The sequence below is a fragment of the Brachybacterium sp. p3-SID1565 genome (assembly GCF_025143785.1).
Taxonomy (GTDB): Bacteria; Actinomycetota; Actinomycetes; order Actinomycetales; family Dermabacteraceae; genus Brachybacterium; species Brachybacterium epidermidis.
In genome coordinates this window covers 29,234-40,751 of record NZ_JAMBDS010000027.1, presented here as the reverse complement: position 1 = coordinate 40,751, position 11,518 = coordinate 29,234, and the positions used below count along the sequence as shown (strand labels likewise).

10 protein-coding genes are annotated in these 11,518 nt (G+C 72.2%); 5 read left to right on the top strand and 5 right to left on the bottom strand.

The annotated features are described in order from the left end of the window. Nucleotides 1–72: 72 nt before the first annotated feature. From hpf to mtrA, 5 genes are all read right to left on the bottom strand, one after another. Nucleotides 73–735, bottom strand: a complete 663-nt coding sequence (hpf, locus tag M4D54_RS08090) for a ribosome hibernation-promoting factor, HPF/YfiA family (RefSeq protein WP_259890922.1) — start codon at nucleotides 733–735, stop codon at nucleotides 73–75. Between the two features lie 161 nt (nucleotides 736–896). After that, complete coding sequence (locus tag M4D54_RS08085) at nucleotides 897–1,748, bottom strand: ComF family protein (protein ID WP_259890921.1); 852 nt, start codon at nucleotides 1,746–1,748, stop codon at nucleotides 897–899. A 122-nt stretch (nucleotides 1,749–1,870) separates the two neighbouring features. Then, a complete protein-coding gene (locus M4D54_RS08080; protein ID WP_259890920.1) occupies nucleotides 1,871–3,574 on the bottom strand; it encodes a GerMN domain-containing protein in 1,704 nt (567 codons plus the stop codon). Continuing rightward, nucleotides 3,571–5,247 (bottom strand): MtrAB system histidine kinase MtrB, encoded by a 1,677-nt coding sequence (gene mtrB / locus M4D54_RS08075; RefSeq protein ID WP_311199692.1) that lies wholly within the window; start codon nucleotides 5,245–5,247, stop codon nucleotides 3,571–3,573. Before mtrB ends, M4D54_RS08080 begins: the two co-directional genes overlap by 4 nt. Before the next feature lie 16 nt (nucleotides 5,248–5,263). Further along, nucleotides 5,264–5,950 (bottom strand): MtrAB system response regulator MtrA, encoded by a 687-nt coding sequence (mtrA, locus tag M4D54_RS08070; protein WP_193864692.1) that lies wholly within the window; start codon nucleotides 5,948–5,950, stop codon nucleotides 5,264–5,266. A 217-nt stretch (nucleotides 5,951–6,167) separates the two neighbouring features. On the opposite strand from mtrA, the gene M4D54_RS08065 reads away from it, so the two are divergent. Genes M4D54_RS08065 through M4D54_RS08045 form a run of 5 tightly spaced genes read left to right on the top strand, consistent with a single transcriptional unit; the run spans nucleotide 6,168 to nucleotide 11,434 of the window. Continuing rightward, nucleotides 6,168–7,328 (top strand): glycerophosphodiester phosphodiesterase, encoded by a 1,161-nt coding sequence (locus tag M4D54_RS08065; protein WP_259890917.1) that lies wholly within the window; start codon nucleotides 6,168–6,170, stop codon nucleotides 7,326–7,328. Then, nucleotides 7,325–7,969 (top strand): DUF4129 domain-containing protein, encoded by a 645-nt coding sequence (locus M4D54_RS08060; RefSeq protein WP_259890916.1) that lies wholly within the window; start codon nucleotides 7,325–7,327, stop codon nucleotides 7,967–7,969. Before M4D54_RS08065 ends, M4D54_RS08060 begins: the two co-directional genes overlap by 4 nt. Continuing rightward, entirely contained in the window at nucleotides 7,966–9,105 is a 1,140-nt protein-coding gene (locus M4D54_RS08055) for a DUF4350 domain-containing protein (protein ID WP_259890914.1), read from the top strand. The genes M4D54_RS08060 and M4D54_RS08055 overlap by 4 nt, the downstream gene beginning before the upstream one ends. Next, nucleotides 9,102–10,124, top strand: coding sequence for a MoxR family ATPase (locus tag M4D54_RS08050; protein ID WP_259890912.1), 1,023 nt, complete (start codon nucleotides 9,102–9,104; stop codon nucleotides 10,122–10,124). The genes M4D54_RS08055 and M4D54_RS08050 overlap by 4 nt, the downstream gene beginning before the upstream one ends. Nucleotides 10,125–10,135: 11 nt before the next feature. After that, nucleotides 10,136–11,434 (top strand): DUF58 domain-containing protein, encoded by a 1,299-nt coding sequence (locus M4D54_RS08045; protein ID WP_259890909.1) that lies wholly within the window; start codon nucleotides 10,136–10,138, stop codon nucleotides 11,432–11,434. Nucleotides 11,435–11,518: the final 84 nt, after the last annotated feature.

Below are 11,518 nucleotides of genomic sequence, written 5' to 3'. Positions count from 1 at the left end.
GCGGGGGGGGGGGGGGGGGGGGGGGGGGGGGGGGGGGCCCCCCCCCCCCCGCCCCTCAGCGGCTGCCGACCATCAGCCGGCGACCGCCTCCTGCTGCGGATCCAGCTCGATCACGCCGTAGCTCCAGCCCTTGCGGCGGTAGACCACCTTCGGGTTCCCGGACTCCTCGTCGATGAACAGGAAGAAGTCGTGGCCCACCAGCTCCATGCGGTACAGGGCGTCGTCGATGGACATCGGCTCGGCGGGGTGCTTCTTCTCGCGGATCACGATGGGGCTGTCCCCATCCGCGTCCAGCTCAGCCGCCTCGGAGGCCAGCGCCTCCTGGCCGGCGGGGGCGGCATCCTCCCTCAGAGCGGCGGGCAGCTCGGCGTCCGGCACCATCGTGCGCAGGGACTCCCCGGAGGCCTGGTGGGCGCGGTCGCGGCCGCGGTGGCGGTCCTTGCGCCGGTCCCGTGCGCGGCGCAGCCGCTCCAGGAGCTTCCCGTAGGCCACGTCGAGGGCCCCGTAGAGATCATCGGCCCGGGCCTCGGACCTGATCACTGCGCCCTTGTCGTGCACGGTGAGCTCCACGCGATCGCTGAGCTCGGCCTGCCTGGGGTTCTTCTCCTGCGAGATCTCGACGTCCACCCGCAGCGCGGTTGGCGCCAGCTGAGTGACCTTGTCGAGCTTGTCGGTGAGATGACGGCGGAATCGGTCCGGGACGTCCATGTGGCGTCCTACGACGTTGATCTCCATGAAGTACTCCTCCTAGCGGTGGTGCGGCCGTTCTGAGCCCGGCCGCGATGGCTCCTCGGCTGGGTTCCGCACCTCCTCTCGAAGGGGACTCGCTGCGATGTCGAGTGGTCCAAGCATGCCATGTTTCCCTTCGGTTTTCCTGGTCGATCGTCCTGCATGGATCAGCCCGGACGATCGGTGGACCGGCGCGCCACCGGGGTGACCCGGAGCTCCACCGGCACCGGATCCCCGGGCACGCGGGCCGAGGCCACCACGACCGCGCCGATCACGGGGATCCCCGCTGCGGTGAGGGTCTCGTGCATGGCGCGCAGCGTGGATCCGGTGGTGACCACGTCATCGACGATCACGCAGCCGGGCCCTCCCCGGAGTGCCGCCGCCGGGAGCGGGCCTGCCAGGCGGATGCGGCGAGTGCGCCGCATCCGCGCCCCCTTGCCCTCCTGCCCGGTGGTAGGGGCGGCACGCAGCAGCAGCGGCCTGCCGATCCCCGAGCGCGCCAGGGAGCGGACCAGTTCTGCGGTGTGGTCCTCCCCGCGGCGCAGCCGCGCCCGCAGACGGGAGGGGACCGGGACCAGGAAGGGGACCCGCGACCCGCCACCTGCTCCCCCGGTGCCCACCAGCAGCCTCACTGCTGGTTCGAGACCGGCCGCGATCGGGGCTCCCAGATGGAGCATGCCACCGTTCTTCCAAGCCAGCACCAGGCGCTGCAGATCCCCGGTGTACTCGCCGAGCGCGAGCACGGGCAGCAGGGGGTGGTGGTCGACCCCGGCAGGCAGCAGCCGGGACCGCTCCCTGACCCGGGCTGCGCTCAGGTGCTGCAGCGCATCGCAGCAGGACTCCACCCGCACCGGTGGCCCCTGCAGCAGGGCGCGACAGTCCCGGCACAGCCAGCTGCCCTCGCTGCCGCAGGGGCACACGCGCGGCACCAGCAGTGAGCACGTCTGCGCGGCGACCTCGCCCACTGCCCGCGCCACGGCGATCCCCGCCCCCCGGTGCCGACTCCGCGCGTGTCCCATGCCCCCATCCCACCTCGATCGCAGTGCTCACGGGCGGGATCGGGCCACGCTGGGGACAAGGGCATCGTGGGGAGGAACCCCACCTGAGCTCGGCCGTCGGTGGTGCACCGGGGAAGGACCTCTCAGTAGAAGGCGGGGTCCCGGGCCGGGAGATCGACGCTCGCCCAGCGGTCCCCCGTGCTGCGCATCAGCGCACCGTCCTCGGTGGCGGCCCACACGGACTCCGCGATCACGCTGCCGGCCAGGCGCACCGTTCCCTGTCGCGGCGGCGGGAGCAGCTCGTGCCCTGTTGCGAGGTCGGTGACCTGAGCCCGGAGCTCCTCACTGATGGGGTCCGTGCCGAGCACGGTCAGGGCGATCTCGTCGTACCAGCCCACCTGCACCATGTCGACCAGCCCGGTGCGCACCACCACCGGCTCCGACACCGAGACCGGAACCCCGGCCTCGTCGCGCTGCACCGCGCACAGATCCAGTCGGGTCCCTGCCTCATCGGCGGAGAGCACGGCCAGGCGGGTGGCGTCGGCGGCGATGTCCAGCCCCAGCACCTCCCGTCCTCGCAGCCAGGCGGTATCGACCTTGACGTCGTGCTCGGCCCCCTGGGCGGACATCGCCAGCAGCACTCCCGTGCCCGACTGGACCGAGGCCCAGACGTACCCGGCGTCATCGGGTCGCGGATCGGCGTAGGCCGCACCGGCAGCGGCCTGCCTCACCGGTACCGAGCCATCGGTCGAGGCCATCAGCACGCTGCTGCGGTCCAGTGACAGTGCGCAGGCCAGCACGCCGTCCTGGCTGATCGCCGGTGCGGAGAGGACGGTCTCGGCGAGGTCCGGGACCAGCTGGGACATCTGATCGCTCCCCCCGGCGTCGGCGAGCGAGACCACCCCGGTGGGTCCTGCCCCGATCGGGCGATGCCCCGGCAGAGGCCGGGCGAGGGAGCGGTCCACCTGCGCGGTCAGATCGGTGCCGTCCCAGAGCAGACGGACCTCCGCCAGCGCCCGCAAGGACCGCAGGGATGCCTCCAGCTGCGCGAGGGCGTGCCCGCGCGGCGCGCTGGCCAGACGCCGGACGGCCTCGGGTATGGTCACCTCGGCCACGCCGTCAGCTCCCGTCGTCACCATCACCGCCTCCATGTCGGCGCTGGACGGCACCAGAGTGCGCACGGCCGACTCCAGCGGCTCCACGGGCCCGGCGCGGAGGCCTTCGAGAACCGCCGGAACAGCCCGGTGGGAGGAGTACCAGCGCAGATCAGGGACCAGGTGCAGGGATCGGGGATCCAGGAAGTAGAGCCGTGCAGGGGTGAACAGCGCCTCGAACGCGGCCCCCGAGAGGTGGATGCCGGGTGGCGGATCGGCGATCCGCCACTGCCCGTCAACGGACTCGACGTGGACCGTGATCTCCTGGGCGGTGGGACCGGCCAGGACGCTGCGCACGCCCTGCGCATCCACCAGCATCACGGCCTGCAGCGCGAGGGAGACGGTGTCCTTGTCCAGCTGCTCCACCCGCAGCTCATCGCTGCTGGAGTAGACGGTCACGCCGGCTCCCGGATCCCACGCGGCGCTGGCGTCGGGGGTGAGGTACTCCCTAGCCACGGCGTAGTCGTCCTCGGTGCCCACGCCGGCCTGCACGAACCCGGTGAGGACCTGCTGGGGAGTGGCGTCCTCGGGGGGTGGCAGCGCCCTCACGTAGGGGGCGCCCGGCCGGGAACGGCCCGAGAGGGGGCGACTGTTGATGGGGGACTCGGTGGGGATGCGCGCGCAGGCGCTCCCGGTGCCGAGCAGCGCGGCGGCACCGGCGAGGCGCAGCAGCTCCCGGCGGCTCGCGGTCATCGCGCCTCCTCCTCCCAGCTCGAGTCCAGGTCCGGCAGCATGTCCGGACTGATCTGGATCTCACCGGTGGCGGTGGGCAGCGGGTCCCCTCCCACGCGGTCGAAGGAGCGCTCCAGCCGCAGTGGGGAGCGGGTGATCGCGCCACCGGGTCGACGCGGCAGCGTGAGGCGGAAGACGGCTCCCTCGCCCAGCTGTCCCCATGCCTGCAGCCAGCCGTCGTGCAGGTGCGCGTCCTCCACAGAGATCGACAGGCCCAGCCCGGTCCCTCCCAGGGTGCGGGCACGAGAGGGGTCGGCCCGCCAGAACCTGTCGAACACGCGGCGGGCATCCTCCGGGGAGATGCCCCGCCCGTGGTCCTGGACCACCACGGCCACCGAATCCTCGTCCGATCCCGTCTGCACCAGCACCGGATGCCCCGCCCCGTGCTCGATCGCATTGGTCAGCAGGTTCCGCAGGATCCGGTCCACCCGCCGGGCATCGACCACGGCGCTCATCCCGTGCCCGGCAGGTCGCACGTCCAGCAGGCATCCGCGGGCTGCAGCAAGGGGGCGCACGTCGTCCACTGCGCGCATCACCAGCTCGTCCAGGTCCTCGCGGTTCGCCTCGAGCACGGCCGCCCCGGCATCGAACCGGGAGATCTCCAGCAGCTCGGTGAGCAGCAGCTCGAAGCGGGTGACCTGCGTCGAGAGCAGCTCGACCGTGCGGTGCAGACCCTCCGGCAGCGATTCCCGCTGGTCGTCGAGCACGGAGGACGCCATGCGGATCGTGGTCAGCGGGGTGCGCAGCTCGTGGGAGACGTCGGCCACGAAGCGCTGCTGGACCCGGGAGAGCTCGGTGAGGTCCTCGACCTTCTGCTCCAGGCTCCGAGCCATGTCGTTGAACGACTCCCCCACCCGGGCCAGCTCATCGGCCCCGGAGACCTCGACGCGGCTGGTGAGGTCTCCGGCGGCCAGGCGCTCGGCCGCCCGTGCCGCTTTCTTCAAAGGGGTGGTGACCAGCTGTGCCACCACCACGGCGATGCCCACCACGAGGGCGAGCAGCACGGCACCGCCGCCCAGCACCACGCGCTGCACGAAGGCGAGGGTCTGCTGTTCGTCCTGCAGGGAGTACACCAGGTACAGGTCGTAGGAGCCGCTCCCGGCCACCGCCACGCGAGTGCCCACCAGCAGAGCGGGCTCGACCTCCTCGGTGGGGCCCGACAGCGCGATGGACGTCCACACCAGCGAGTCGGGCTGCGCGGCGACTGCTCGCGCGAACTCGGGATCCACGACCTCGGACAGCGAACGGTCCGAGTACACCGACCACACCATGCCGGTGGTCTCCACCGGGACCAGTGCCGCCTCCCGGCGGGATGCGCCGTTCTGGCCCCGCACTTCCTGCACGAAGGCGGTGGCCGCGTCCTGCTGCTGAGTTCCGGTGGCACCGGTGAGCTGATCCAGGTCCGAGACCAGCGCATCACGGATGTCCTGGGACTCCTCCAGCACCCGGTCCCGACGCTGCTCGTACAGGCCGTCGGCGATCACGGACGACAGGTACGCGCCCACCGTCAGGATGGACACGCTCGCCAGCAGAGTGGTCACCACCACCACGCGCAGGGCGAGCGGCCAGTGCCCCGGAAGGATGCGATGAAGGGCGGCGCCGGGCCCACTCTCGCCGCGGCCCGGGGCGGTCACGGCTGCGCGGGCCGGCTCAGGACGGCCCACCTGCCCGATAGCCCACCCCGCGCACGGTCACCACGATCCGGGGGTTCTCCGGATCGTGCTCGATCTTGGAGCGCAGGCGCTGCACGTGGACGTTGACCAGGCGGGTGTCGGCACTGTGCCGGTAGCCCCACACCTCCCGCAGCAGCACGTCCCTGGTGAACACCTGCCAGGGCTTGCGGGCCAGCTGGGTGAGCAGGTCGAACTCGAGGGGGGTGAGGGAGATCGGCTCACCCCCGCGGAACACCTCGTGCCCGTCCACGTCGATCTCGAGGTCACCAATGGTGAGCTTCTCCGTGGTGGGGACCTCGGAGCGCCGCACGCGCGCCTTGATCCTCGCTACCAGCTCCTCCGGCTCGAACGGCTTGGTGAGGTAGTCGTCGGCCCCGGCCTCGAGCCCCTCGACCACGTCGGCGGTGTCGGTGCGGGCGGTGAGCATGATGATCGGCACCCCGCTCCCGGCGCGCAGCCTGCGGCACACCTCGATGCCGTCCATCCCCGGCAGCATCAGGTCCAGCAGGACCACGTCGGGCCGCACGCGCGCGAACGCCTCTAGTGCGGAGGCGCCGTCGGGGAAGGTGATCACCTCGTACCCCTTGCCGCGCAGAACGATCCCGACCATTTCGGCGATCGCCTGATCGTCATCGACCACGAGGATCCGTGAAGGCGTCGTCATGGGGTCATTGTGCCACCCAGCAGCGGGACCGGGATGGACCCACGACACGAGGTCATCGACGTTCGTCGGATCGGGCCGGGCACGCGGAGTGCGTAGCGTGGGCACCCAGCATCACAGCAGCACAGGATCACCAGCATCACCACGAGCAGGACCACCACGGCAGGCTCCCCGGTTCACCCGGCAGCACCCGGTGGGGTCCAGGACGACGGAGGTCGGGATGAGCACGGGATGGACCGCACCCGGGACCAGCAGCGTCCCGCAGGGCCAGGAGCCGGGGACGCACCCGGACGGCTTCGGTGCGCCCCCGATCCCGGACCCCACGAGCACTCAGGGGCCCGCAGACGGCCCGGCTGGCCCGCTGCGGCGGGAACTGGTGCAGCAGGCGCCCCTGTTCCCCCTGCGGCCGCTGTCGGTCGGTGAGGTGCTGGGAGCGGCGGTGCGCATCTACCGTCGTCGGGCCAAGGCCATGCTGCTGGTCTCCGCAGCCGTTCACGGCATCGCGTACGTGCTGATCACGGTGCTCACCGGAGCCAGCATGGTGCCGCTGATCGGCGAGACCCGCACCATGCTCGAGGACCCGCAGGCGAGCGATCCCGGGGCGTTCTCGGTGATGTCCCTGTCCGAGGCGCTGAGCACGCTGGGGGTCTCGCTGGTGACCGGCGTGGTCTCCATGATCGCCGCCGCCATGGTCACCGCCGTCCTCACGCGAGTCGCCATCGGGGAGGCCACGGGCGAGCCCCTGGCCGACTCCGAGCTGTGGCCCACCCTGCGACGACTGGCGCTGCCCGCGGTCGGGGTCTCCGCCCTGGTGGGGCTGCTGATCACCGTCGCGGCCGTGGTCCCCACGACCCTGGGTCTGGTGCCTCTGCTGGTGTGGCAGGAGGCCAATGTGATCACGATCCTCGCTCTGGTGCTGGGCCTCGTCGTCGCCCTCGTCGCGGCAGTGTGGCTCTACGCTCGCACCCTGCTCGCCATCCCCGCACTGGTGGTCGAAGGGACCGGGATCCTCGGGGCTGTGCGTCGCTCCTTCGCGCTGACCGCCGGGCGCCGCATGTGGCGGGTGCTGGGCCTGGGCGTCCTGCTGACGGTGCTGTACTACGTCGCCGTGCAGGTGCTGAGCGGAGTCTTCGGCGTGGTGGGGTTCGTCGCCTACGTGGCGATCCTGCTGCTGTCCAACCTCGAGGCGATCGTGCTGGGCGTGATCGTGCTGACCGTGCTGTCCATGATCGGTGCCTACGTCGCGACCTTCCTGCTGGCCCCCTACCTCTCCGCCGGCACCGCGGCGATCTACGCCGACAACCGGATGCGGCACGAGGCCTGGGACATCGAACTGAACCGCCATGCCCGTGACAGCTGGAACGCGGGGCAGCTCCCATGATCCCCCTGGCCCCACCGGGGATCGACCCTGACGAGGCGCGCCGCCGGATGCTCGAGGAGCTGTCGAAGGCCGAGTACGACGACTCCCCCGGTTTCGTGCAGTGGCTGCTCGAGACGATCGAGTCCTGGCTGACGGAGATCGTGAAGGGCATCGACGGCTCCTCCGCCGCCCAGGCCGGCCTGTTCGTCCTGCTGATCGCGCTGGCGCTGGGGGTGACGGTGCTCGTGTTGCGCCGCACCGGGCTGATCCGGCGCAGCGCCACGCTGACGGTGGAGACGGCACTGGACACCCCGGACGTGCTCAGCGCCGCCGAGCTGCGGTCAGCGGCCCGCGACGCCGTCGCAGCGGGGCGGCGCGACGATGCGGCAGTGCTGGCCATGCGCGCCCTGGTGCGCGATCTCGAGGACCGCACCCTGCTGGACGTCACCGCGGGGATGACGGCGCACGAGGCCGCCGAGGGAGCCTCCGTACCGTTCCCCGAACTGCGGGGACGCCTCCAGCTCGGTGCCCAGGCCTTCGACACCGCCGCCTACTCCTACCGCTCCGTCAGCGCCAAGCAGGCCGAGGACCTGGTGCGGCTGACCGAGTACATCGCGGAGTCCAGCCCGGACCTCACCGAGAGCCCGAGGGCCGCCGGATGAACAGCTCCGCCGATCGTCGGCCCCGATGGCTGGTGGTGCTGATCGTGCTCGCCGTGGTGGCGGCGGTCCTGGCCGCCGTGGCCCGCGGCTACTACCGGGACGGCCCGCTCGAGCCCGACGCGCCGACGGGACAGGGATCCCGGGCCGCGGTCAGCGTGCTCGTGGACCTGGGGGTCCAGGTCGACACCCATCGGCACACCGCCGATGCGGTCGAGGATCTGTCCGAGGGCCGCACCGTGCTGGTCACGGACCCCGGCCTGCTCTCCGGCGCGCAGCTGGAGGCCCTGGCCACCTCCCTGGAGGAGTCGGCCGGCACTCTGGTGCTGGTCCAGCCGGACTTCGTCACCCTGGGATACCTCACCCCGCTGATCTCCCCGGCGGGGACCGTGCGCACGCCCACCCTGATCGATGCCGGCCCTGACTGCGATGCCGCCTTCGGTGCACGCCAGGTCCACGTGCCCGGCGATGAAGGGCTGGTGGGACCGGCCACCACCTACCGCACCTCCGGGCAGGCAGCCGGCTGCTTCGCCTCCGGGGCGGGGTCGCTGGTGGCCGTGCACGATCGGCTGGTGGTGCTGGGCTCCCCCGATCTGCTGACCAACGACGGCATCGGGCAGGCGGACAACTCCGCCCTGGTGCTCAACGCTCTCGGTTCCGCCGATGAACTGACCTGGTACATCCCCTCCCCCGCTGATCCGATGGCCGCCACCGGACCGGACCTGCTGGACTATCTGCCCGACTGGGCCACCTCGCTGGCGCTGTGGCTGCTGCTGTCAGCGCTGGTCGCCCTGCTGGCACTGGGACGACGCTTCGGGCCGGTGGTGGTGGAGCCGCTGCCGGTGACGGTGCGGCCCCAGGAGCTGGTGCTGGGGCGCGCACGGCTGCTGCAGCAGTCGCAGTCCCGGGATGCGGCCGCGGCCTCCCTGCGCGCCGCTGCCGCGAGACGCCTCGCCGACCGGCTCGGCATCCGCCACGAGGAGTCGCTGGACGCCCTGGTCGCCGCCCTCACCCCGCATCTGGAGCAGTCCCCGGAGCAGATCCGCTCCCTGCTCGGACCCACGCCCGTGAGCAGTGACCAGGCCCTGGTGCAGCTCGCCCACGACCTCGACCGACTCGAGAAGGAGATCGACCGATGAACGGTTCCAGCCAGGCCGCCGTCCCGCCCGGGGCCGAGGGCCCCACCGCGCCCACCGGGCCCGATGTCGACCGCGGCACCCGCGAGCAGCTCCAGGGACTCGCTGACGAGATCCACAAGGGGGTGGTGGGCCAGGACGCCGCGGTCACCAGCCTGGTGGTGGCCCTGCTGTGCCGCGGCCACGTGCTGCTGGAAGGAGTTCCCGGTGTGGCCAAGACCCTGCTGGTGCGCTCCCTGGCCGCAGCGCTGGACGTGCGCATGCGCCGCGTGCAGTTCACCCCGGACCTGATGCCCGGCGACATCACCGGCTCCCTCGTCTACGACGCCTCCACCAGCGACCTGGTGTTCCGGGAGGGCCCGGTGTTCACCAACCTGCTGCTGGCGGACGAGATCAACCGCACCCCTCCCAAGACCCAGTCCGCACTGCTGGAGGCCATGGAGGAGCGCCAGGTCACCGTGGACGGCATGCCGCACCCGCTGCCGGACCCCTTCCTGGTGATCGCCACTCAGAACCCCATCGAGTTCGACGGCACGTACACGCTGCCGGAGGCCCAGCTGGACCGCTTCCTGCTCAAGGCGGTGATGCCGCTGCCGGAGCGCGAGGTCGAGGTGGACGTGCTGCGGCGTCACGCCGACGGCTTCGACACCACGGACCTCGGCGCCATGGGGCTGCGCCCGGTGGTGGACGTGGCCGCACTCGAACGCGCCCAACGGGATGTGGCCACGGTGGCGGCAGAGGATCCGGTGGTGCAGTACATCGTGGACGTCTGCCGCGCCACCCGCCGCTCGCCGAGCCTGGCCTTGGGGGTCTCGCCGCGCGGTGCGATCGCGCTGCTGCGCACGTCCCGTGCCTGGGCGTACCTCTCGGGCCGGGACTTCATCACCCCCGACGACGTGAAGATCATGGCTCCGTCCACCCTCGCGCACCGGGTGCGCCTGACCACCGAGGCGGAGCTGGAGGGCTCCCAGGTGGAGGCGGTCCTGGCCGCGACACTGGCCTCGGTGCCCGTGCCGCGCTGAGAGGCAGTGGAATGAGGATCTCCATCACCCCGCGTGCCGCACTGGTGACCCTGTTGGGACTGCCGGTGCTGGTGCTGTGGCCCGCCTGGTGGACCGTGCTGCTGCTGGCGGCGGCATGGCTGCTGGTGGTGCTGATCGATGCCTTCCTGGCCCCTTCCCCCCGCGCGCTGACCGTGCAGAGGGACGCACCGGGGCAGGTCAGGCTGGGCGGGGAGGCCGGCGGGCGGGTGCTGGTTGCCAATCCGACCTCCCGCCCCGCGGACCTGGAGATCCGGGATGCCTGGAACCCGACGGCCGGTCTGGTGCAGCAGCGCTCCACGCTGCGGGTGCCGCCGCGGGAGAGGCGGGCCGTCGCCCAGGTGTACCGGCCCACGCGCAGGGGCCAGCACTCCTCGCGGACGCTGCTGTTGGCCTCCCGCGGTCCGCTCGGGCTGGCCCGCCGCACCGCAGCCGTGGACGCGCCGGGTCGACTGCTGGCGCTGCATCCCTTCGCCTCCCGCCGCCACCTCCCCTCCCGGGTGCGACGGCTGCGGGAGATCGAGGGGCTGGCCGCGATCCATCAGCGCGGTCAGGGCACCGAGTTCGACTCGCTGCGCGACTTCGTGGACGGCGACGACGTGCGTTCGATCGACTGGCGGGCCACTGCGCGCCGCCGCAGCGTGGTGGTGCGCACCTGGCGCCCCGAGCGGGACCGGCACGTGCTGATCGTGGTGGACACCTCCCGCACCTCCGCCAGCCGCCTGGGTGACGCGCCCCGCCTGGACGCCGCCTTCGATGCGGCTCTGCTGCTGACCGCGCTGGCAGGGCACGCCGGGGACCGCGTTGATCTGCTGTGCATCGACCGCATCCCCCACGTGTCCGTGGTGGGCTCCAGCCGCACCACGGTGCTCAACGACATGGTGCGCTCCACCGCCGCCGTGCACCCTGCCCTGGTGGAGACGGACTGGGAGCTCGCAGCCGGCGCGATTCGGGACCGTGCCCGCAAGGGAGCACTGGTGGTGCTGGTGACGCCGGTGGACGCCTCCGTGGTGGACACGGGACTGCTGCCGGTCGCCGCGCGCATCGGACGCGACCATCCGCTGGTGGTGCTGTCGGTCGCCGATCCCGCCCTGGATGCTCTGGCCGCGGGGCGCGGGGACCTGGAGACCGTGTACCGGGCGGCGGCCGCCGAGCAGGACAGGATCCGCCGCTCCGGAGTGGCGCGGGCCTTGGAGCGGGTGGGGGCGCATGTGGTGGATGCGCCGCCGGAGAGGGCACCACGGGCTCTGGCCGACTGCTACCTCGCGCTGAAGGCGGCCGGGCGGCTGTAGGCGGCACCCCGCCCGATGGGGACCCGGCCACCCCGCAGCGGGGACGTGGCGGGTCGGGGTGACCCTGCCACCAGGCCGGATCGG